This is a genomic window from Nostoc sp. TCL240-02, from assembly GCF_013343235.1.
In the GTDB taxonomy this organism is placed as follows: Bacteria; Cyanobacteriota; Cyanobacteriia; order Cyanobacteriales; family Nostocaceae; genus Nostoc.
Genome location: NZ_CP040094.1, coordinates 5,067,889 through 5,090,222 on the forward strand (window position 1 = coordinate 5,067,889; position 22,334 = coordinate 5,090,222).

The 22,334-nt window shown below is 40.7% G+C and carries 20 protein-coding genes; 7 read left to right on the top strand and 13 right to left on the bottom strand.

Going from position 1 to position 22,334, the window contains the following annotated elements; genetic code table 11:
• The first annotated feature begins 8 nt into the window (after window positions 1-8).
• Window positions 9-3,035: a UPF0182 family protein gene (locus FBB35_RS21440; protein WP_174711310.1), complete on the top strand. Its 3,027-nt coding sequence runs from the start codon at window positions 9-11 to the stop codon at window positions 3,033-3,035.
• A gap of 123 nt (window positions 3,036-3,158) precedes the next feature.
• The gene (locus FBB35_RS21445; protein WP_012408316.1) at window positions 3,159-3,341 is read left to right on the top strand and encodes a hypothetical protein; all 183 of its coding nucleotides are present in this window, start codon (window positions 3,159-3,161) and stop codon (window positions 3,339-3,341) included.
• 231 nt (window positions 3,342-3,572) lie between these two features.
• On the opposite strand, the gene FBB35_RS21450 is transcribed toward FBB35_RS21445, so the two are convergent.
• The 8 genes from FBB35_RS21450 to FBB35_RS21485 form a co-directional block, all read right to left on the bottom strand.
• Window positions 3,573-5,204 (bottom strand): IS1634 family transposase, encoded by a 1,632-nt coding sequence (locus FBB35_RS21450; protein WP_174708385.1) that lies wholly within the window; start codon window positions 5,202-5,204, stop codon window positions 3,573-3,575.
• Window positions 5,201-5,575: a hypothetical protein gene (locus tag FBB35_RS21455; protein WP_254625651.1), complete on the bottom strand. Its 375-nt coding sequence runs from the start codon at window positions 5,573-5,575 to the stop codon at window positions 5,201-5,203. The genes FBB35_RS21450 and FBB35_RS21455 overlap by 4 nt, the downstream gene beginning before the upstream one ends.
• A 104-nt stretch (window positions 5,576-5,679) precedes the next feature.
• Entirely contained in the window at window positions 5,680-5,982 is a 303-nt protein-coding gene (locus FBB35_RS21460) for a hypothetical protein (RefSeq protein WP_174711311.1), read from the bottom strand.
• Window positions 5,983-6,203: 221 nt separating this feature from the next.
• The gene (locus FBB35_RS21465; protein ID WP_174711312.1) at window positions 6,204-7,613 is read right to left on the bottom strand and encodes a glycoside hydrolase 100 family protein; all 1,410 of its coding nucleotides are present in this window, start codon (window positions 7,611-7,613) and stop codon (window positions 6,204-6,206) included.
• Window positions 7,614-7,907: 294 nt separating this feature from the next.
• Window positions 7,908-8,717, bottom strand: a complete 810-nt coding sequence (locus FBB35_RS21470; protein WP_174711313.1) for a glucose 1-dehydrogenase — start codon at window positions 8,715-8,717, stop codon at window positions 7,908-7,910.
• A gap of 220 nt (window positions 8,718-8,937) precedes the next feature.
• Window positions 8,938-9,597, bottom strand: a complete 660-nt coding sequence (locus FBB35_RS21475) for a class I SAM-dependent methyltransferase (protein WP_174711314.1) — start codon at window positions 9,595-9,597, stop codon at window positions 8,938-8,940.
• A gap of 118 nt (window positions 9,598-9,715) precedes the next feature.
• Window positions 9,716-11,074 carry an APC family permease gene (locus FBB35_RS21480; protein ID WP_174711315.1) on the bottom strand — a complete coding sequence of 453 codons (1,359 nt, stop codon included), beginning with the start codon at window positions 11,072-11,074 and terminating at the stop codon, window positions 9,716-9,718.
• A gap of 353 nt (window positions 11,075-11,427) precedes the next feature.
• Complete coding sequence (locus FBB35_RS21485) at window positions 11,428-11,856, bottom strand: hypothetical protein (RefSeq protein ID WP_174711316.1); 429 nt, start codon at window positions 11,854-11,856, stop codon at window positions 11,428-11,430.
• A 994-nt stretch (window positions 11,857-12,850) separates the two neighbouring features.
• Here FBB35_RS21485 and FBB35_RS21490 point away from each other — a divergent pair.
• On the top strand, window positions 12,851-13,492 hold the full coding sequence (locus FBB35_RS21490) for a hypothetical protein (protein ID WP_174711317.1): 642 nt from the start codon (window positions 12,851-12,853) through the stop codon (window positions 13,490-13,492).
• 110 nt (window positions 13,493-13,602) lie between these two features.
• Window positions 13,603-14,919 carry a hypothetical protein gene (locus FBB35_RS21495; RefSeq protein ID WP_254625652.1) on the top strand — a complete coding sequence of 439 codons (1,317 nt, stop codon included), beginning with the start codon at window positions 13,603-13,605 and terminating at the stop codon, window positions 14,917-14,919.
• Between the two features lie 267 nt (window positions 14,920-15,186).
• Here FBB35_RS21495 and FBB35_RS21500 read toward each other — a convergent pair whose 3' ends face one another.
• Entirely contained in the window at window positions 15,187-15,984 is a 798-nt protein-coding gene (locus FBB35_RS21500; protein ID WP_302480924.1) for a superoxide dismutase, read from the bottom strand.
• Window positions 15,985-16,661: 677 nt separating this feature from the next.
• Here FBB35_RS21500 and FBB35_RS21505 point away from each other — a divergent pair.
• Entirely contained in the window at window positions 16,662-17,051 is a 390-nt protein-coding gene (locus FBB35_RS21505; RefSeq protein WP_174711318.1) for a hypothetical protein, read from the top strand.
• A gap of 79 nt (window positions 17,052-17,130) precedes the next feature.
• On the opposite strand, the gene FBB35_RS21510 is transcribed toward FBB35_RS21505, so the two are convergent.
• The 4 genes from FBB35_RS21510 to FBB35_RS21525 all read right to left on the bottom strand — a co-directional run bounded on the left by FBB35_RS21510 (window position 17,131) and on the right by FBB35_RS21525 (window position 21,665).
• Window positions 17,131-17,688, bottom strand: coding sequence for a 3'-5' exonuclease (locus FBB35_RS21510; protein WP_174711319.1), 558 nt, complete (start codon window positions 17,686-17,688; stop codon window positions 17,131-17,133).
• A 210-nt stretch (window positions 17,689-17,898) separates the two neighbouring features.
• Window positions 17,899-18,360, bottom strand: coding sequence for a hypothetical protein (locus tag FBB35_RS21515; RefSeq protein WP_174713733.1), 462 nt, complete (start codon window positions 18,358-18,360; stop codon window positions 17,899-17,901).
• A gap of 122 nt (window positions 18,361-18,482) precedes the next feature.
• The gene (locus FBB35_RS21520) at window positions 18,483-19,748 is read right to left on the bottom strand and encodes a sensor histidine kinase (protein WP_174711320.1); all 1,266 of its coding nucleotides are present in this window, start codon (window positions 19,746-19,748) and stop codon (window positions 18,483-18,485) included.
• 30 nt (window positions 19,749-19,778) lie between these two features.
• Complete coding sequence (locus FBB35_RS21525) at window positions 19,779-21,665, bottom strand: ATP-binding protein (protein WP_174711321.1); 1,887 nt, start codon at window positions 21,663-21,665, stop codon at window positions 19,779-19,781.
• A 342-nt stretch (window positions 21,666-22,007) separates the two neighbouring features.
• Between FBB35_RS21525 and petN the strand changes: the two genes are divergently transcribed.
• Both petN and FBB35_RS21535 read left to right on the top strand, forming a co-directional pair.
• Complete coding sequence (gene petN / locus FBB35_RS21530) at window positions 22,008-22,097, top strand: cytochrome b6-f complex subunit PetN (RefSeq protein WP_012408302.1); 90 nt, start codon at window positions 22,008-22,010, stop codon at window positions 22,095-22,097.
• 7 nt (window positions 22,098-22,104) lie between these two features.
• Complete coding sequence (locus FBB35_RS21535; RefSeq protein ID WP_012408301.1) at window positions 22,105-22,266, top strand: hypothetical protein; 162 nt, start codon at window positions 22,105-22,107, stop codon at window positions 22,264-22,266.
• Window positions 22,267-22,334 lie beyond the last annotated feature (68 nt).

Here is a 22,334-nt window from a genome sequence, read left to right on the forward strand (position 1 = left end):
GCCAAGGAATGATCTGGAAATGGGGCTTTAGACTATTAATTTTATTCTTGGGGCTGGGGTTACTGTTGGATCTCGGTTCCCGCATTGGAGCAGAGATTTTTTGGTTTCAGGAAGTCGGCTACCTCCAAGTATTTTTGTTGAGAGTGATGACTCGTGGTGTTTTGTGGGTAGCAGTAGCTGGGATAACTGCTGCCTATCTACTGCTAAATCTGGGTCTAGCACAACAGCTAAAATATTCCCAGTCTCTGAAGATTGAGGAAGTTAGGCGTGAAGAAGCAAAACTCATAAGTGAATTAACAAATTTTCTCAGCCCTCATTATTCAAGACGCGACGAAACCCGGATACTTACACCGCAACGCTTTGAAAAATTGAGATTGCGCGGGTTATTACCCCTAACCCTAATACTGAGCCTGTTGATTGGATTAATGCTGGCTCACTATGGTCAAATTGCTCTTTCTTACTGGCATTCTCCAGTTAATCAGGCTATTCTACCCATCGCCCTATTTCGACTAGAGACAATCTGGCAACTCTTGAGGCAGATTGTCTCTCAAGTCTGGTATGTCGGCTTAATCGTGGGAGTAGCGATCGCAATCTTAATCTATCCCCAATTTTTACTCACTGCGATCGCGGTTATATTCAGTCCCATTTTTGCATTCATCCTATTCCAACACTGGCCAAAGGTACTGCAATATTTCCACCCCACCCCTTTTAACAGCACTGACCCTTTATTTGGTCGAGATATCAGCTTTTACATATTTTCTTTACCCGTTTGGGAACTGCTAGAACTGTGGCTGATGGGATTATGTTTGTATGGTTTCGTCGCCGTTGCTCTCACTTATCTTTTGTCGGCGGATAGTTTAAGTCAGGGGATTTTCCCTGGTTTTTCGCCCCAGCAGCAGCGTCATTTATTCGGTATGGGTGGTTTATTGATGTTGGTAGTGGCTTTGAGTTATTGGCAAAGTCGCTATGAACTTGTGTATTCTAGCCGTGGTGTAAGTTATGGTGCTAGCTATACAGATGTGACAGCCCAGTTGCCAGCTTATACCATATTGTGTGTTATGGCTGTAGCGATCGCCTTTTACCTACTTTGGCGAACGTTTTTCTGGAAACCCAAATCTCGGTATCGTTCCTTGGTATTTTACGGGTTGGGGATTTATTTAATATTAGTTGTAGCGGCTGACGTTGTTTTACCAACGGTAGTCCAATATTTAATTGTCCAACCTAATGAGTTGCAGCGAGAGCAACCCTACATTCAGCGGACTATCGCCTTGACTCGTCAAGCGTTCGATTTAGAAGCGATCGATTCCACAGGCTTCAACCCTCAAGGAACACTGACTGAAGCTGATATTCAAAAGAATGACTTGACAATTCGGAATATCCGTCTTTGGGATCAGCGACCACTGTTAGAAACTAACCGTCAACTGCAACAAATTCGGCCGTATTATCGCTTCCCTGATGCCGATATTGATCGATATACTCTGAAAACAGATATAACTTCACCCCGACCATCAACGCCCCAAAAGTCATCAGAACCTAAGCAGGAAGTGGATGAAGCAACAGAACGGCGGCAGGTACTGATTGCCGCACGAGAATTAGACTACAATACTGTACCACAGGAAGCTCAAACATGGGTTAACCGCCATTTAATTTATACCCACGGTTTTGGGTTTACTGTTAGCCCAGTTAATACAGTTGGGCCTGGTGGACTACCAGAATATTTTGTCAAAGATATTAGTGATGATAGTAGCGCCCTCACAACTTCTAGTGCAGCCATTCGTAAAAGCATTCCCATTGGTCAACCCCGAATTTATTACGGTGAAATAGCCAATACCTACGTAATGACTGGCACAAGAGTTAGAGAGTTAGACTACCCCAGTGGTAGTGACAATGTTTACAACTCTTACGATGGTCTTGGTGGCGTGGAAATCGGTTCAGTATGGCGACGGTGGTTATTTGCCATGCATTTGAAAGATTGGCAGATGGTGCTGACGCAGGACTTTTTACCAGAGACAAAATTGCTACTGCGGCGAAATGTCAAGCAAAGAATTCAAGCGATCGCACCTTTTTTGAAATTTGACAGCGATCCCTATTTAGTAGCTGCTGCTGCTAATGAAGATTTCCCCAGTAATCCCAGTTATCTTTACTGGATTATTGATGCCTACACGACGAGCGATCGCTATCCTTACTCAGACACTGGCAGCGATGGGATCAACTACATTCGCAATTCTATCAAAGTAGTAATTGATGCCTACAACGGCACTGTCAATTTTTATATTGCCGATCCCAGCGATCCAATCATTGCCACTTGGTCAGGGATATTTCCCCAAATGTTTAAACCGCTCAGTACAATGCCTGTTAATCTCCGCAGTCATACCCGCTATCCGGTGGATTTTTTCAAAATTCAATCTGAGCGGTTGATGACCTATCACATGACCGATCCCCAGGTATTTTACAATCGGGAAGACCAGTGGCAGATTCCTAATGAAATCTATGGCAGTGAAACTCGTCCGGTAGAGCCATACTATTTGATTACTAGTCTACCCACTGCACCTGTTGTTGGCGCAGCCTCTCGTACAGAAGAGTTTATTCTGTTTCTACCCTATACTCCTAGGCAACGGACTAATTTAATCGCTTGGTTAGCGGCGCGATCGGATGGTGTTAATTACGGTAAGTTATTGTTATATACTTTTCCAAAAGAAAGGCTGGTCTACGGTACAGAGCAAATCGAGGCGCGGATCAACCAAGACCCGGTAATTTCTCAGCAAATTTCCCTGTGGAATCGCCAAGGGTCGAAAGCCATTCAAGGCAATCTATTAGTAATTCCCATTGAGCAATCGCTGCTTTATGTCGAGCCAATCTATCTAGAAGCAACACAGAATAGTCTACCAACTCTGGTGCGTGTAGTTGTGGCTTACGAAAACCGGATTGTCATGGCCCAAACCTTAGAACAAGCCTTACAGGGAATTTTTAAACCAGAAGTTACACCAGCCCCTGCAATTATTCGTCCCTTTGAAGAAGCAGCCCCACCTGGTTAAGAGGTTATTTATAAAGTAAAAATCATTACATAGCAGGGGATAGACAGCGATCGCCATTAACAAAATTTATTGCAACAGACATAGTTTAATGGTTCAACATAATGTAATAGACACTAAAAGTTAATGGACATGCTACAAAATAACCAACTAGAGATCCGTCACATTAGTCCCGAAGTGAGGCAGTTGATTAAAATGTACGCGGATGTTAATAGCTGTACACAGTCTGAGATGTTGGAACGCATTATTTTGGAGTGGAACGCCCAACAAAGCGAGAGCGAAAGACCGCCAGGAGACGAAGATGAATAGCTTTCTGCTAGAATTTTTAGTCTACTTGTAGCGAAAGCCTTTGATTAATTTGGCTCTCTAGCTCAAGAAAAATTTTTCCGAGATTGGGTCTTTCTTGAGGGATTGAATAAAATCCCTCAAAGTCATCATGCTACCCGTTAAGGTGAATTTGGGAGTGCCATTTGGAGCAACGATTCTCACTTCGCCGTCTTGGATCTGAATCTTATTTTTAACCCACATTCCGCAGGTATATCAGGTGAGAAGATAATATTTTCGGCAAGGCGCACCAAGAAATTGGAGAATCCATCGTCGTTCGTCAGTAAGATTGGTAATGTGTTGAAAGCCAGCGATCGTTACCAGATGAATCGACATGAAACATTGAAACACCCACCGCATCGTAGGAGAGGCAGTTGGTTTACCCAATTGATTGTTGATGGTTTGTTTTGCTTGAGCTAGAGCTTGGCGTAACGCCCGTTGTCCCAAAGTGTAAACTAACAAGCATAGACCCATGACCATTGCTAAAGCAGCAACACGTTCTTTCGAGTTGAGAAAAACACTGCTGGTAAAAAATAAAGGGTCTTTGAGAAAACGAAAACCACGCTCAGTAGATTGCTGGGCTTTGTACTGCTTGAGTAAGTCATCATTGCTCAATTGTTGAGCATCAAGAACATTGGTAGCCAAAATAAAACGTCCGGCTCGTTGTTTTTCAGTGGCAATTGCTAGCTCGTTAGGTACAACAGTCGCACGAATTTGATAGTAACACTGTTGTGGTTGAGCATCTTTACGTGGTCTGCCTGATTTGGCATGGCGTTTGTGTTCGATAATTTCTAGTTCAGCAAGTTCATGAAAGCGTTGCTGAGCCTCAAAACGCCCTGAAGCCTGTATCGCGTCTGCGGCACAAGCAAATTCTTGTTGTGACAACTGTCGCAGTTGAGATTGTGCTTGTTGGAGGTGCTTAGTCAGACGTTTTTCCAGTTGCTTTAAATCTGCTGCGGCACGAGCTTCACTTTCCACCACTAGCCAACGCTGTTTGACTCCACCATAATCGCAGCAACACTCTGCTATTCGGTAGCCTGTGACTATGCTATCCACAAAAGCTTCCTGACTCATTTTCTCCAAGAGTAATTGGGCAGTAGTCAGTGTGGCTGGAACTCGTGATAGCCATCGCAAAGAATCCATTTGTTTAAGATTGCCTTCGGTGTAGAGTGCTGCATCCGCTACAAACAAAGCATCTATTTCCCATTGGTGACGAAATTCTTTCAAGATTTGAGCAAACACGGCTGAGTCGGCTTCATTCCCATCTGCCACTCTTAGATTTAGATATAGAGGAATATCCCCGTCTCCACTGCACATCAGGTCTACAATAAACTGTTTCAGGTCTGGTCGATGATCTCTTGAGTATCCTTTTGTGATTGTTATCTCTCTTGGCTTGCCTGAACCTTCTGTTGAGTTGTTGGTATATTCTCCATGCACATGAAACGAACTTGAATCCAAGTGTAAACTGTCCTTTTCCACCCCAAACTTCTTGGCTGCTGCCAGTGCTACTGTCACAAATACTTGTGTTAATCCCGCTTCATACAGTTTGTCCAAGACTCTGCCCAAGCGGTCATCATTCAAGTGTTCTGGACTTATACCTTCCCCTAGTAAATGCTCTGTGGCTTTGCCTACAAAGAACTTCTCAAATAGGTATAGTGGCGCACTTACTAAACCCAAGCCATTGAGAATCATTGCTTTGACTGCTTGACCTGAACTGACTATTTCTTGGTGATGTGTTCCCAGTATTTGGTTGATTTGCTCTACCAAACACATTTGATCAATAATCCCTGCCACTATCCCACAGTGGTCAATATCTTGTACTCTTATTTCTGATACTGATGGTGTCATTCATCAAAAATACCATTGATCTCCTCTCTTACCTGCGGAATGTAGGTTTTAATGCTATCCCATAGAGTATCAAAGCTCTCATCATCCTTGCAACCATTGGCTTCAAGGAATCTTTTGTGTACTTCTGTTTTTAATGCGAGTGCTTCTGCTGCTTGAGTTCGCGCCTCAAAGTGCTTAACTACATCTTCATAAGCACTTTCCCTTAGAATTTTGTTTTCAGCCTCAACTTGCTCTAACTGGGTTTTTATGGCTTGCAGTTGGGACGCTAAAGCGGCTGATTTATGATATTCAAGTTTTAAGGCTTGCTTTGCATTAGCTAACAAGGTTTTATAATCTAGCTGATCTCGATCTTGATTTTTTTCAGATTGCATTTTTATCTCTACGATCAACAGATTTTAGGTGGAAAACTCTCGTCAGTTATATTACAAAAACTGGCGAGAGTTCAGTAAATATTAGTGGGTTATCTAAGTATTAGTTATTTCACCAATAATGGTGTTTCAGAGGCAGGATTTTCCTGAATACTACTCAAACAAGAACTAATGTGCGAACGGATAGCACGTTCATAAACACTAGTCTGCTGAGTGCGTACCCCTACAGCCTGGTATATTAAGTTAATTTCTGGGAATTCAGACCAATACATCAAAAAAATGTCTTTAGCTGGAGTAATAATTTCATAATTATTCTCTTGTCTTTTTTTTCTGAGTTTACAATTATTTAGTTGTAATTTTTGTCTGAATAGTTTTTCAAATTCTGGAATTAAATCTGAAGTAGTTTTCATGTGTTATACACGTTAAAACGTGTTAAGGATGCAAAGACTATCTGATGATATTACTAAGTATGACACTTCAGATACCTCTTACAATATAGTGTATCAGTTATCGAGTCTTTGAGAATTTGAGGTTACTTTTCCCTTCTCATGATTAAATAAGAGGTCTAGGGGAGAGTGGGGACTGGGAAAATAGTTAGTAGAGACACCCTGATAATGACAACGCTAAATACCTACAGGCTACAGCCTGGGACTTCAAGACCCTCTGCAAAACTGATTAGTTCCAAATACTCTGGATTTTCTACAAATTTTTTAGCAGCCAGCAATCCAGCAATGCTCCAAGTTTGATAAATTCTGGCTTCTTTGCCAATTAAACGGCCATTGTTGCCATCGTAGTATTCAGGGAATTTATCCTTCAATAAACGCTTTTCGGCAATAGCGATCGCTGCTTGAGCAAGTTCTGTTCGACCTGCTTTCTGCGCCGCCGATGCAAATAACCAGAGTAAAACTGGCCAGTTGCCACCGTTGTGATAAGACCAAGCCCTGTTTTTAGAATCACATCCTGTAACAATTCTCCACTCTAAACCATCTATTGCGGGAAAGCAAATTTTAACAGGCATATAGCCGATCAAGTCTTGCCAACGTTGGGCGAATAAATTCATAATGCTTTGAGATTCTTTTTCGCTTGCTAAGGAAGTTAAGATTGCCATCAGATTTCCCAGAGCAAAAAAGCGAAAATCAATCCGTCCCGGCCCCAGATTTCCTGCTAAATATCCTCCCGTTTCTGGCAACCACTCGGTCAACCAACTAGGAATTGATTCTGAGTTGATGTTGAATTTATTAACAATTTCTTTACCAAATTCGTTATCTTTGTAACGATAGATTTCCCCTAATCGCTTCAGGTCTAGCCAATAATAGTTGCGGATATGATATTTCAAAGATCCCAATCGCCTATTGACTTTGCTAAGGTAGCTATCGCCATCTCCATCTGATAAAAGCAATTCACTAGCAGCCCTCAAGGACGCATAAAATAACACCTGAATTTCTAGAGGATGTTCGTAGACTCCCATACGACGGTCAATCATAAACGCGCCATCAGGAACTAACATTGTTGGGTACATGGAAAAGCGATGTACTAAACAAAGATCCAAAATTAGTTTGATTCCGGCTTGAAAATCTGGCTGACGGGTTAGTGACAAATCTCCTGTAGCTTTTTCATAAGCTCGTAGCAAAAGAATCCACCACATACAAGAATCAATCGGAGGAACACGAGCGATCGCTTGCTCACCAAAATCAGCGACCAAAAATTCCTCATTTCCCTTAGAATGAACCTTGAAACTGGCAGGCATTAATCCCGCTCCCGGTTCAAAGCAGTCTATCTGCTTTTCATGACTTTGTAATTTCAGTGTTTCTACTAAGAAGTTACGCACAATCTCTGCTTTCCCATACATGAGAAACACCAAGGCAGAAGGGACAAAATCGCGGAGGAAGCACTGGTCATAATTGAGTGCATCTGACTCAGGATCGTGGGCGGCTACAGTCCCAATGGGTTTTCCTTGGTAATAAATTATCGACTCTTCCAATAATTCCCAAGCTTCTGCTTCCAGTTGACTGTTCTTATCGATGGTGCTAGTCATGGGCATTTAATTCCACTAATAATGGTATGTATCGGCTTAATTATGGAAAGTAAGCCAGCCTTACTCAACAAAAAGGCAGGGGGAAATGACCTCTTTCTCAATCTGTGGGGCAGAAAATGGGTTTGAGTCCCCCACAACAACCAAGCGTGGTTCTCGTACTCTACCGGAAGCTAACGCAACAGGAGTGGTCACGTAGCTCTGCCGTTGGCTGGTGCAGCCTCTCTAAGAGTTGGCGAATCCCCTTTCTGCTCCCTTACCGCCTGCCCGTTGCCCCCTGCTCCCCGCCCCCTTGCTTCTTTCTCAAGCTGACCAGGTTTCCCGGAAGTCAGCATATAAAGTCAATCCGCCATCTATGAATAGCGTTTGTCCGGTAATGTAGGCGGCTTCATCCGAAGCTAAAAAAGCTACTGCGGCTGCCATCTCCTCTGAAGAGCCAGCATGTCCCATTGGGATGTGACTTTCCACGATCGCTTTTTTTTCAGGGTTATCTATCCAGGCTTGATTTATTGGCGTGACTGTTGCTCCGGGGGCAATAGCGTTGACACGAATACCTCGGTTGGCATATTCCAAAGCTAAGGTTTTAGTCAGGTTTTCCATACCGCCTTTGCTAATGGAATAACTGATATACATCGGTCGCGGAATAATTTCGTGAACGCTGGAAATATTAATAATCACTCCCGAACGATTTAAAGATAGGAGGTGTTTAATAGTTTCACGGGCGCAGAGATAAGCACCCCGGAGATTGACTGCAATTACTCGGTCAAAGTCTGCTGTCGTAACTTCGTGGGATGGACTTTCTATTTGAATGCCAGCATTGTTAATTAGAATATCTAAACTGCCAAATTCCTTTACTACGGTGTTGACCATCTCGATAATGTCTGATTCTTGGGAGACATCACCCTGAAGCAGTAGCGACTTCACACCACAATTTTTGATATTTCCGCAGGCTTTTTGCAATGCCATTTCTTCTGTGTCTACCGCCGCTTCTGGGCTTTTACGGTAATTGGTGGCGATGTTGCACCCTTCTTGAGCGAGTCTGATAGCGATCGCCTGACCAATTCCTGAAGTTGCACCTGTAATTAAAGCATTCTTTCCATTTAACCCTATCATATTTCCTGACCTTGCTTGAATTTGAACTTAGTCAAACAATTTTGAATTTTAGATTATTCTTCTAAATATCTAAATTTGTTTTGTCAACCCCCAATGGAGGTAATTTAAAATTCAAAAATTTGAATTTATGAACTCAATTCCTAAAAATTAGGCTACAGATCCAAGAGATGGAAACTCAACTTGAATCTGAATGCCTCTTAGATTACAAATTGGTTAGTTCCTATCGCAAATTTGCTGGTACTTGTTCAGGAACTACCCAGTAATAAATAGTTTTTCCCTCTACATTTAGAGTCTGCTGTGGTTTCCAATCGCCCATATCGAAGGCGTGGGAGACAATGCGACTACCAGGTTTGAGTTCTTTCAAAAGCTTCGGACGGAGTTTAGCATTAACCTCTGGCAGTAAGTAAAGTGTAACTACTGTTGCTTCACTAAAATCAGTGGTGAACAAGTCTTGTTGCACAAACTTGACGTGATCGGTTACTCCTGCTTTCTGAGCATTATCATTAGCTTCTTGGATGCGTTCAGGGTTAATATCTATGCCAACACCGCGCGTACCAAACTTTTGTGCCGCAGTATTGACAATTCTTCCGTCACCACTACCAAGGTCATAAAGCACATCATTCTTACCCACTTTTGCCACTTGCAACATTGCATCTACTACTGGTTGTGGTGTAGGTACATAAGGAACATCGCCGGGGCGTTCTTGTAGTTGAGTTGTAGGAGTTGTTGCAGATGGTGTTTCAGTTTCGGTCTGACCCGTTAAAGTAGAAGGTTGTATCCCAGCTTCCAAATCTTGCTGTGTTGGCGTACACCCAGCAATTCCCAAACTGCTTATACTAACGCCTGTAACCAGTAAAAACAGAATTTTTTTGAAGTTCATAACTTTTTTCCTTGATTCAGTAGTTGTAGTTAATAAAACAACTCACATGAGGTTTAGGTTGCACAATCCAAAATCCAATTTGCGCTGGAAGCACATCAAAGTGCGATCCAAAATTGTATTAAGTCCTACCTTGGCGATAGTTATTCCAGAACAACAGGGGGATACCTGCTGCGACAACTAAAACACCTGCAATTGCTCCCACGCCTGTATAAACCAAGCTGGAATAAAGCAAGTAACCGCAGACTGCACAAAAGAGCAATGGTGTGAAAGGATAAAATGGCACACGGAATGGTCGTGCTATGTGGGGTTCACGGATTCGCAATACCAGCAGGGATATGCCAGAAAGCAAGAAGAAGAACCAAAATATTGGGGCGGTATAATCCACCATTGTTTGAAAGCCTTTGCGGGTGAGCGTGCCTAAAAAAACCAGTGCTAAAGCGATCGCTGCTTGCAAAAATAAGGCATAGGTGGGACTACTTGGACGCTGTTTCCATTGTCCCATAAAACCAAATAGCGAAAAATCCTGTCCCAGTGCGTAGTTAGTACGCGCTCCGGTAAAGATTGTGGCGTTGGTTGCTCCTAAAGTAGCGATCGCAATCAATACACTAATAAACAAGGCTCCCGGTGCGCCCCAAAGAGAGCGCATTAAATCTGCGGCTACTGCATCCGACTGGGCCATGTTTGCTAATCCTAGTCCTCGTAGGTAAGCCAGATTGATTAGTAAATAAATGGCTGTGATGATCCCAATACTCCACATTAGCGATCGCACAATGTTACGTTGTCCATCTTGAATTTCTGCGGAGATGTAAGCCGCTTCATTCCAACCGCCGTAAGACAACAACACAAACACCATCGCTAATCCCCAGGTTCCTGATGATGCAGATTCTACAGGAGGGGCAGAATTAGGAATGGCGGTAAGCCCAAGAATCACTACCAGCAACAAACCCAGAACTTTCGCTGCACTTAGCAAGTTTTGCGTCCACTTACCCTGCTGCAAACCGATGATGTTCAAAGCAGTTAAAAGTGCGATCGCGATGGCCGCATAAATAGAAGACGAAAACGTTCCTAGCCGCCATATCTGAGAAACATAATCACCAAAAACAAATGCCAACAGAGCAATAGAACCAGTTTGAATTACTGTCATCCGCGCCCAGGCAAATAAAAAGGCGGCTCCCCGCCCGAATGCACGTTTCAAATAATAGTAGACACCACCAACATCAGGATAGACAGTGGCTAACTCTGCATAGCACAGCGCTCCTACCAGAGATACCACACCCCCAATTAGCCAAAGAAATAGTACAGCAATATTACTACCTGCTTGATTTGCCACTAGAGCCGGAGTTTGAAAAATCCCCGCCCCGATGACAATACCGACAATCAGAGCCACTGCATCTGGTAATGTCAGCGATGGCTTGGGTGTTGCTACTTCAGTTGTTGCTGTCTGCTGAAGCAAACTGTAGTCTTTACGTCTACTCACGTTACTTCCTTACTAGTGTTGAGTGGGAACTCTCCGCTTTGTTTCATCTTTTGTTGCACTGTTTTACCTATGTCTCTATGGTTAAAAACAAATGTGACTCAAAAATGACAATCATTAGTGATATGTCTTCAAGCGGTAATATCCATCTCGCCACATTCCGCGATCGCTTCAATTATGCTTTTCAGAGCAAGGTGGGGAGAATGTCAAATTAATCTAGAGAATGATTGACTAATTGTGGGTAATCGTGCCTTGCCTCGATAAGCAGCTAGATTATCTAATAATCACCTAAAATTTGAGATTAGTAGGGATTAGCGAGTAATAAATTATAAAAATCTCTTTTTACTCTTAATTTTTTAGTACCTACTACTTGGAAAAAGTAGAATATCGATTAATTCACCCACAACCAAACCTAATACTGCTATAACTGTTAAAATCCAGAATGAATCTAGCTTGTTAAAGCCAGAAAAACGCATTTCCAAATCAGCTAAAAGCGTAGTTGCTAAAGGTATGAGAAAAAGCCTTAATAATAGCGACCAAGTTGCTACAAAAGCAATTGATATACTTAAAAATAATATGACAGCTAAAGTTTGAGATCCAAATTCAATTAAACGCTCTAACCAAGAAGTACTCTTTCGCACAATAACTATAACCATAGCAGCAACAAATGCTCCCACTAACCAAACAATATGATTAGCAGCAAGGTACCATCCCAGGAGAGTGTAAGCTAGCCATAGTAATACTAAAGGCATAAAAGGAATCCTGTTAAAAAATTCCACATTCATACTGTCAAGGCTTGTAAAAATACCAAGTTAATATCTTAATTGTAGTCAAAGATACGCTTTTTTTATCCTTTTGATGTATGGGGGAGCGGTGCAATTGCTGTGGGAGTCAGAATTAATTACCCAGACTTGATATGATGCGTAGTTTACCGCCGCAGGCATCGCTTCTAGCTTAAAGTTCAAATAATCAAGCTTATCGAGCAATAAGAATATCTTGATATACGTATGCCTTTTAAATACAAGTTATATTTAAGACAAAAAAATGAATAGTCTAAGAACAAGAGTACTATATTTTAAAAATACTAACGATATATAAGTAAATGGACTTTGACTCTCAGCTATTTGCCATGAAATTTCATAGAGAGATAGTTACGATTCACTGTGTACAACTTTGATAACTGTCCACAATACAGTTGCATGTCTCAAGCTCATGGTAATATTATTTTACTGTCATGAGATATTATTTATACATCAACTTACGACCATGCTGAAACAGCTAGTCAGGCGTGCTACCTCCAAAAAACAAAAAGTTATTCAACCCAGCAAGGAAATCACCAAAAGCATTAATGTGCAAAGCACGGAGCTTTTGAAACTCTGCTTATATAAGATACTAAAGAGCTAAAAAACCCCTTTTTTAGGAATCATGATAGCCAGCGAAGAAGGCATAAAAACCTCTTAGCATCGGCAAAAATTTAGACAACAGTAAATATAAAAGTGTTGACGCAATGTCAAGGGTTTTTTGTATACAGAAAAGTAACAGAAAGCACGTTTTTTGTTGCCAACAAAACATTAAGATTGTGTCTTTTCTTTAGATACTGATTATCTTTGTGCTTAGTTACCTATATATAAAATTCCTATTTGACTAGTGAAAACTTAAGCGACCTCGATCAAATAAGGCAAACACTTAAATTTGACAAATGGTTTAGGACTGCTAAATCAATCCTGATTTAGTAACGACTTGATTATTGACAACGTAAGTAAAAGTAACAGGTAAAACATGAATATCATTGTTCGTTTGATTGGAGCGATCGCTCTCCAAGTGTCTGTATTGGCTGCAATGTCTAGCATGGCAATGTCTGCTGACAAGCCACTGCGCCTCCGTATCCAGGAGGCTGCTGCTGTGTCTCAACGGAAAACAACACAGAGGATTTGCTCTTTAGATCCCATTGAAGATTTATTACCTCCACCACAGACTAAGGCCAATAATTCTTTGCTTTCTTACCTTGCTGAAGAAGGTTTTACTCAAAATAAAGAGGGTTCTTGGGTCTGTTATGCGAACGATCCGAAAAAGGAAGGGCGTTACTTTACTCTGTTTAAGGTTAAACGAGTTGATAACAGGCTCATAGCAAGTTCCTTTCTAGATGAGGGCAGTCTGATTCAGGGGCAAGAAAATCGTAGCTTGAACTTCTTTATGATGCTGATCGAGCATCATCTGAATACAACTCAAGAGAACCGCAAAGGTATACGTAGATATTTAGAAGCCTTCGTTTCTTTAGTAAAGCAAGGGAAGATCAAACCTACACGTCGTGCGTTTCTTTTCGATCAACCAAATCGGGGAATGGTCTTATATCACACACTCTCATCAGGAAATCTCAAAGGTACCGGAATCACGATCAACATTTATTTACCTAAGAATTGAATTTGGGAGTGAGGATTGGTGACTGAGGGTTGGGGACTGGAGATTGGGGAGAAGAACCAATACCGAATTCTCAGCCCAATTAAATTGCTGTCGTTTACTGGAGGTGCATCTTGCCTAAATCAATTTTTCAAAGAATTGCAATATCGAAAGCGGTTCGTTTTGCAATGATCGCATTCTCATCTCTTGCAGTAGGACTTACTACGTGTCAGTCTGCTTTTGCACAACTCAATATTGGACGCTATGGTATCCAACAAGGATTAGAGTCTGAGTATCTCCAGTACCAAATCAATAACCAGAATTTGAAGCAGATGCGAGTCATTCCTGGATGTAATGTGGGATTTGGTCTGACCTGCAATAAAACTGGATCGGTAATCCAACAATTAGTGGAATTAAATGGTGGGAGTACTTATCAAAACCTCCTGATCCGAGCAGCCGGTGGGGAGAAAAATTTCCAGAATTTCGCTAGCTTTTACGGTAACAATCCCAATCTCACTGCGGTGCCTTACGCCTCTTTTTGGAGAAACGAATCCCCCGCAATCATGGATAGCTCTCAATACCTTCTTGGACAACATTTTGGTCGCAATCCAGTAGAAGGACTCGGACTGGTAACAAACCAGTTCTACTGGTCTCCATACTCAGGAGGCAATAACTCGGTCAGCCTCCGTGATGGACTACTAGACTTGAAATTCTCATACGGACGACTGCTGTTTGAAGAAGCCTCAAAAATTTCTAACATTAAGGAGCAAATTCAATCTTTAGGTCTGTCGCCAGAGATGACGAATTTTTATATAAATAAAATCTCTACAGGCTTGGATGCGTTGAATTCTGGAGATCCAAACCAACTCGAAAAGAGGGTTTTTGAGCTACTATCCTATCCATACTCCGAAGATGGTGGGGAACTTGGACGACCCAACAACGCGATTCCAGAAGAATTCAATCAGCTTTTGGGAGAAGGTATCCCAGGAGATATGTTGGTTAGTGACAGTCCAGTACCGTTGGATGGAGAAACAATAGCCTTTGATATCCCTGGCTCTGAGGGAGAAGTCTTTGTAGCAGACAGTCCTGATTCCTTTCCACTCTGGCCATTAGGAATTGGAGCTCTTGTTATAGCGATGATTCTATTAATGGATGGCGATAGTTCTTCGGGTCAACCATCTGTTTCTCAAGGAAATACACCTATACCTACACCTACACCTCCACCTACACCTTTGTCTCTCACCAGCAAAGGCGAATGCGATCTGACTCCTAGTGGTAGTGGCTCCGATCACACACAGATAATTGAGATTCCGTGTAACGTTACTCCTAAACCCCCTACGGAAGTGAAGAAGGTAGTGGAGCCATCAATGATCAAAGCGCTTGTATTGCTAATTGTTCTACTATACATAGTTAGTTCTAAACATCGGTCTTTAAAAATCCGTAATTCATAATTAGACATCTGGTAAAAAACGTGAGTTCGACGACTCATTTAGTAACCGCCTAATTAGCGTAAATATTGAAACCTCTCCCTAGTTTTACTACGCAAAACCGTCCCTCTTCGAGTCGGAGAGGGAGAGATTTGAACTTGCGTTCAAGGCAGGGAATCGAACTCACGTTAAAAAAGAATGTAGATGCATAGCAGTGCTATAAAGAAAGCTACCTCTAGAGGTAGCTTTATAAAGATTTCCATAAGCGGTTTGATATCCCTGATGGTATTGCTAACGAGGCTGTTGTGATGAAAGTTGCGATCGCCTGTTAATCTGGGGCCAATTCACAACATTCCACCAATTATTCAAATACTCAGCCCGACGGTTGCGATATTTAAGGTAATAAGCATGTTCCCATAGATCGTTACCCATAATCGGATAGAAACCATCCATAATTGGGTTATCCTGATTTGCTGTAGTTACAATCTGGAGTTGATTTTGAGGATTGCGTACTAGCCAAACCCAACCACTACCAAAACGAGCGGCACCTGCTGCGTTAAACTGTTTTTTAAAGGCATCAAAACTGCCAAAAGTTTGGTTAATTTCTTGAGCGATCGCTCCTGTTGGTTGTCCACCACTGTCGGGACTCATCAGTTGCCAAAAAATCGTGTGGTTGAGATGACCACCACCGTTATTACGTACCTTTGTCCGAATATCTTCAGGTACACTGTTCAAATCCACTAATAAACCTTCAACACTTCTTTTTTGCAAATCCGGGTACTGCTTTAATGCATCATTTAAGTTCTTGACGTAGCTAGCGTGGTGTGCGTCATGATGCAACTTCATCGTTTCAGCATCAATAGCTTTTCCTAATGCCCCATAACCATAAGGCAATGGTGGTAGCTGTGCAGGGAAAGCGCTTAGTGCCCTATTAGGATAAGCTACAGGGGAAAATGACCTAGCAGGCGTTGGTGTTGGTGTTGAAGATTGTGCCTCAGCTATTAGTACTGGTTGATGAGAAATTGCCAGAATTGCCAGCACAATTGTTGTGAAGAAAAAAACTATTTTTTTTCGCGAAAATCTTATCATGAATTGTAGCCTCAAAATCAATATTATTGGCTTGCAATCTGATGAGAGACTATTCTTTGATAGCCCACTTGACCCAGATATATATATTACTCTATCAGGTAATTAGAGCAAAAAAATATCAAAATAATAGAATTAATAACTACAAGTGTATGGGGCTATTTAACGCGCCCCAAAATCTCTATTGCCAGCGAAAATTCTCTAATAAATAAATTTCTAATACAACTATCATTGCATTCAAGATTTTTATAAAAAAATAACTGGAAAGTGATACAGCTTTAATGTCTAGAAAATTTTAAAAATATTTTTATATTTATCCTAACATAGAAATATCCAGTTATAAGTCCATTCTCTAATTTCTTCCCTTGGGTATATAACTTAAAATAACAAGCAAAACTCTTGGCAGATATAGGCTAAGTCTTATTTTGCTAAACCTATAATTAAACCATTGTAAACATTAAAATATGTGCTACTGACAGTTGTGTAGTGATTGTTAGTTAATTAAAATACACATGAAACAATCTAATCCATACATACCCTTATTGTTCAAAGCTTTTGATATTTACATATCTACTATGAACAAATATGGATAATTTTTAAGTTTGTTATGGTTCTAAATTTCTAGTTAACCGACTATCAAAAATCAAGTTAGTAAATACATATAGGAAAAGGTAAATAATATGTATCACGATCTAAGTTTGCAAAAAACTGTAGTAGCCAATAGGAATTTACATCAAGGAAACTTGAGTGAAGCAAGAAATGAACAAGCACAAACACATGAATTAAGCATCCCCGATCTAGCGATATCCTTATCTCCTGTTGGCTTTCTAATTGGTTGGGTAGTTTTTTTTCTAATATTGCAAAAAATCCGGGCATTTTTAGATGATAAAATGGTTATCTCTATTAACGGCTTACACAAACTTCCTTGTAAAAAGTGCCGATTTTATTCAAATAATCATTATCTAAAATGTGCAGTCAATCCTTCTATTGTTCTTACCGGAGAAGCTATGAATTGTTCTGAATACTCACCCAATAGCAAAAAAGGTTCCTCTAAAAATCCTTTTGACTAGAAATAATTTTGTAGCAACAATTTTCGTAATCAACCGCAACATTTTAAAATGGTATGTTACGAATTTTCCATTATTCAGTTTATTTTGTGCTTTTAATCTGTCTGTAGATAGATGCAATATTGTGAGCATCATCAATGCCTCGATGATGTATACCTTTCAATTTTATCCCTAGCTCATTAAGAGCTTGTGCCATACCAAATTTTTTAGATACGCCAAGATATTCTGAAAATTCCTCTTTGATATTTATGTGTTCTGAAGTAAAAGGATAAGGAAAATTATGAAATGCACAATCTTGAATAAATTGCTTTTTGTCATAATTACCCCAAGAACAAAAAATATGATTGGGAAATGAATAAATCCATTCTTTAAATCCAGAAACTACCTCAATGAATTTTGATGCTTCATCAACATCTTGCTGCCGAATACTAGTCAGTTGGGTACAAAAATCTGTCAGTTGTGGATGTCTCACAGGTTGGATGAATTGCTGAAACTCAGAATCAATTTCCCATGTTGCTCGATTGAGCATCACCGCACCAATTTCAATGATTTCCATTTCGTGACGAGGAATAGTCTTCTTGTCACAGCACGTAGCCTCCAGATCGACTATCAAATAATAGTGGGATATTTTAGTTTGCATATTAGGGAAGAAATACTGAGAACAAATAATGGTGATTATTTATACTTAGTTTTAAAGGTTACGCAGTATATTACACAAGTAGTGTTTGTACGCTAATTGTATTAAGTATACTACAAAATCGTAATGCTTCCAGCTTTTTATCTATTTGCGCCACAACCCCTTGTAGGATTTCACATCTATATGCGACTACTATACTTAGAGAAAGGAAATTTAGATTGATGAAAAAGGTTTAATCCAACGTAGTTTGATCGCAAGATCAAGAGCGATCGCAGCAAACGCAAACCACAATAAACTTTCTACCGCTAATACTAAAAAAGACCAAATTGTGGTAATCGAATTCAACCCAAGCTCTATCTGAGTCAATCCCCGCACCAAACCAAAGGCCAGAACCCCACCAGCCTTAAGTTGAGGATTTTTATCTGAGCGGATGATATAGCGGTAAGTGACACCAAATAGTAAGCCACTAAAAGTTGCGATGCCGCAACTGGCGGCAAGCTTTGCTAACGCAACACTCATCCACAAGTGCCAGTTAATATCACTGTGCAGACTTGCAAGGATATGAAAATACTTCGCTAGTACAAAAGTATTTAAAAGACTGAGAAGTACAAAAGCAAAACACACAGAGAAACCTCCAACTATTCCAGCTTTGAGGGATTCTATGCGTTCTGCCATTAATTGAGGATCTAAAATTGGATTCACTCTAGTATAGAAATTAGTGATTAAGTATTGGATAAATTTTTCCTTATCTCCAGTATGATAAATACTAGAGCAACTTTGTAATTAATCAAATGCTTCTATTTTATGGGGATTTTGATGATAAACTCGGTTCCCTTACCTGGTTGAGAATTTACATCTAATACACCTTTGTGTTTCTCTACAACTATTTCATAAGCGATTGACAAGCCAAGTCCAGTGCCTTTACCAACGGTTTTTGTGGTAAACAACGGCTCAAACAAGCGTTGCTTAAGCCGTTCAGGAATACCAATTCCGTTATCAGCAATCCGAATTATAACCAATTGTTCAGAATCTATTTCTGTTGCAATTTTAATCTCAGGAATTAGATTGCTCATTTTGCCTTGGATTATAGCTTCATCAAGGGCATCAATTGCATTTGCCAGAATGTTCATAAATACTTGATTCATCTGCCCTAAATAGCAGTTTACCTCTGGTAATACTCCATAAGTTTTAATAACTTCAATTCCGGGACGATCACCGTTAGCTTTGAGGCGGTGTTGCAAAATCATTAGTGTACTATCTAGTCCTTGGTGCAAATCAGCAGGTATTTTTGTATCACTATCCGAGCGAGAGAAGTTGCGGAGTGAATTAGAAAGGTTTTGAATTCGTTCACTTCCTAGCTGGAGCGAGTTCACAATTTTTACCATATCTTCGAGAACGAAGTTCAAATCCAATTTTTCAATAGCAGTGGTAATTTTGGCTGTTGGGTTGGGATACTCTTGTTCATACAGTAGGAGCAACTCGGTTACTCCTGCAATGTATTCTTCCAAAGGTGGAATGTTGCTGGAAATAAAATTGATGGGGTTGTTGATTTCATGGCCAATACCAGCAATTAACTCTCCGAGTGTTGAGAGTTTTTCTTGCTGTACCAGTTGGACTTGGGCTTGTTGCAAAGCCTTGGTGCGATCGCTAACTTGTTGTTCCAAAGATTCAGTCAATTTTTTGAGTTGCAAATGTACGCGCACTCTAGCAATGACTTCCTCTTGGGCAAAGGGTTTCGGGATATAATCTACTGCACCAAGAGAAAATCCCTTGGTTTTGCTTTCCGTATCTGCTAAGGCAGTGGTGAAAATAATCGGAATGTTTTGGGTGACAGGATTGGCTTTGAGACGACGGCAAGTCTCAAATCCATCAATACCGGGCATTTGGACATCCAGCAAAATCAACTCTGGTTGATTGCGTTCAGCCTGAACGATCGCAGTTTCTCCATCAACTGCAACACGAAAACGAAAACCTTCACTATTGAGCGCTGCACATAGGACAGATAAATTTGTCGGATTATCATCCACAATTAAAATAAATCCGTTATTTGGGGGTTTGATCATGATGAATTTAAAATGGGAATTTAACTAAAATTAATTGATATATTGTTCAATAAAAGTTTCCAAACGTTTGAGTTGGAAATTACTAGCAAGCTGCGTAAGTTGCTGGGAAAAAAGATTGAGCTTTTCATCAGATGCAGAAATTTGTTCAGCCAATTCTAAAATATTTTGAATATCGCCATCTTGGGATAATTCGAGTAATTCTTGCAAAACCTCTTTGCTAGGATAAATCATCTCATTTTGTTGATTAAAGCCATCTGTAGAGATTTTTTTGATAGCTTCTACTTTAGCATCGAAAATCCATTCCAGTTGCAAAAACTGTCGTAGCATTTCTAGCAGATTTTCAGCTTCTATAGGCTTTGGTAAAAAGGCATCTGCACCTACATCAATACTCTTGTGCTGGTCAATTGCAAAGACACTTGCTGACGAAGCGACGATCGGAATCTCTTTAAATGCTCCAGCCTGACGTAAACGATTAATTAACTCAAATCCATCCAATATCGGCATCACTAAATCAGTGATAATCATGTCTGGTTCGTGGGCTAGAGACTGTACCCATGCTTCCTGACCATTACTAGCTTCTACAACAGTAAACCCAATTGGCTCTAGTAAATTTACAATTACCGAGCGGTTTTCCCATTTATCATCCGCAATCAAAATGGTGCGCCTTTTTCCTTGATAACCGATAATAGTTCCCTGCTCAACTACTCTAGAAACCTTTGCCCAATCTTTAGATTCTGAAAATTTTGCCTCAAACCAGAAAGTGCTACCTTTGCCAAATTCACTTTGCACCTGAATTTGACCACCCATCAACAAAACAATTTTTTGGCTGATTGCTAATCCTAAGCCTGTACCTTCAGATTGTCGTTTCTGACTCCCCACTTGCTCAAAGGGCTGGAAGATTTTTTCGGCTTGTTCAGGGGTTATGCCAGTGCCAGTATCTACTACCTCAAAGCGAATTTTGTAGTTAATTTTTCCATTAGTATTTGATTCTTGACCAATGACCTGAGCTTTGAAAGTGACACTGCCTTGATGAGTAAATTTCATGGCATTACTAAGCAAGTTAATCAGTACTTGTCGCAAGCGTTTTTCATCAGCATGAATACCCGTTGGTAAATTAGGATCGAGTTCGATTTGAAATGCGATGACTTTTTGTTCTGCCCTGATGCGGCAAATTTCAGTCACGCTATCTATAAAGGCAGGCAAGTAGAAATCAACAGGATACAATTCTAACTTCCGGGCTTCAATCTTGGAGAGATCCAGGACATCATTAATTAAGGTTAAAAGATGAGAGCCACATTGATAAATAACGCCGAGTCCTTTGCGGCCTTTTTCACTTAAAGATTCTGTGCGTTGGAGAATTTGTGTATAGCCCAAGATGCCATTAAGAGGTGTGCGTAGTTCATGACTCATGTTGGCTAGAAATTCACTCTTGGCTTGGCTAGAGTTTTGAGCGACTTCTTCTGCAAGACGTAGTTCTTTCTCAATACGCTTGCGTTCGACAATTTCTGTTGAAAGGACTTTATTAATAGCTTCTAACTGGGCTGGGCTGGGTAGTGTGAGAGCTTGAGGCATCAGGTAAAATAACGCAAATGCCGTGTATATGGAAATAATGGCAGTTATAGCTTTTAAACCACCTGCAACCCAATAGTTTGGATGCCAAAGCGTCCAAATATCCATCAAGTGTCCAGTACCGCAGGCAATAATAAAAGCACCAAATAACAAAAAGACTCCATTGAAAGGAACGTCTTTGCGCTTGGAAATAAAGTAAATCAGTAGGAAGGGAATAGAATAATAAGCCAGAGCGATCGTGGCATCAGAAATAATGTGAAGCCAAACTAATCCAGTTTGCCAGAGATAACAATGTCCGTGGGGAATAAAACCGTTAGATTGGAAAGGATAGTTGAAAAATGTCGGCATAATACTAGGGGTTGTTGGATTTGAAATATATACCCGTAACCCTAGTATTCCCAAACCATCAAGCTAGAAAGCGCGATCGCTATTTTTTTACATTAGTCTTTAATTAATGCTTGAAGTACTAAGTACCAAGAAAGATGGTGTATATTTTGCGTAGGCGTAGCCCGCACTTCTCTACGAGACGCTGCGCGTAGCTTGCTTCCCCGGAGGGGTACGACAAGCTAAGTGACCATCGTAGACATCGCCCATCAAAGTTACAATGCCATTTATAAAAAAATCTCTGCCTGCCCAATCCCTGTATGATAAATATTAGAAACCTTTTGTAATTATTTGAAAAGCGGGACTATGGAGATTTTGACACTAGGTTGGGTATCGCTGTTAGTTGTGTTCACTTGGTCAATTGCAATGGTAGTTTGGGGACGTAACGGACTGTAGAGGCATTGTGGAAAGTCCATTTTTGAGTATTTTAGCTTTAGTTGCCGTACTGCTGCTTGTAGTAGTCACCGGTGGTATTGGTTATTTAACCGTGGCAGATTGGCGCGATCGCCGTCGCCGAGATGAAGAGAAACGCACCAGCCGCAGCGCCACTCCCAAGCGGCGATAATTTTCTCGTGGTTGAAAAATGTTCTTGTAGGGACACGATACTATCGTGTCCCTATATTGTTTTTTGGC

Bases quoted from the DNA above. Each gene is read 5' to 3' on its own strand.
- FBB35_RS21510 (WP_174711319.1), bottom strand. From the start codon at position 17,688: ATGCAAACTAAAATATCCCACTATTATTTGATAGTCGATCTGGAGGCT.
- FBB35_RS21505 (WP_174711318.1), top strand. From the start codon at position 16,662: ATGTATCACGATCTAAGTTTGCAAAAAACTGTAGTAGCCAATAGGAAT.
- FBB35_RS21520 (WP_174711320.1), bottom strand. From the start codon at position 19,748: ATGATCAAACCCCCAAATAACGGATTTATTTTAATTGTGGATGATAAT.
- FBB35_RS21485 (WP_174711316.1), bottom strand. From the start codon at position 11,856: ATGAATGTGGAATTTTTTAACAGGATTCCTTTTATGCCTTTAGTATTA.
- FBB35_RS21515 (WP_174713733.1), bottom strand. From the start codon at position 18,360: ATGGCAGAACGCATAGAATCCCTCAAAGCTGGAATAGTTGGAGGTTTC.
- FBB35_RS21475 (WP_174711314.1), bottom strand. From the start codon at position 9,597: ATGAACTTCAAAAAAATTCTGTTTTTACTGGTTACAGGCGTTAGTATA.
- FBB35_RS21490 (WP_174711317.1), top strand. From the start codon at position 12,851: ATGAATATCATTGTTCGTTTGATTGGAGCGATCGCTCTCCAAGTGTCT.
- FBB35_RS21465 (WP_174711312.1), bottom strand. From the start codon at position 7,613: ATGCCCATGACTAGCACCATCGATAAGAACAGTCAACTGGAAGCAGAA.
- petN (WP_012408302.1), top strand. From the start codon at position 22,008: ATGGAGATTTTGACACTAGGTTGGGTATCGCTGTTAGTTGTGTTCACT.
- FBB35_RS21525 (WP_174711321.1), bottom strand. From the start codon at position 21,665: ATGCCGACATTTTTCAACTATCCTTTCCAATCTAACGGTTTTATTCCC.
- FBB35_RS21470 (WP_174711313.1), bottom strand. From the start codon at position 8,717: ATGATAGGGTTAAATGGAAAGAATGCTTTAATTACAGGTGCAACTTCA.
- FBB35_RS21445 (WP_012408316.1), top strand. From the start codon at position 3,159: ATGGACATGCTACAAAATAACCAACTAGAGATCCGTCACATTAGTCCC.
- FBB35_RS21500 (WP_302480924.1), bottom strand. From the start codon at position 15,984: ATGATAAGATTTTCGCGAAAAAAAATAGTTTTTTTCTTCACAACAATT.
- FBB35_RS21450 (WP_174708385.1), bottom strand. From the start codon at position 5,204: ATGACACCATCAGTATCAGAAATAAGAGTACAAGATATTGACCACTGT.
- FBB35_RS21455 (WP_254625651.1), bottom strand. From the start codon at position 5,575: ATGCAATCTGAAAAAAATCAAGATCGAGATCAGCTAGATTATAAAACC.
- FBB35_RS21440 (WP_174711310.1), top strand. From the start codon at position 9: ATGATCTGGAAATGGGGCTTTAGACTATTAATTTTATTCTTGGGGCTG.
- FBB35_RS21460 (WP_174711311.1), bottom strand. From the start codon at position 5,982: ATGAAAACTACTTCAGATTTAATTCCAGAATTTGAAAAACTATTCAGA.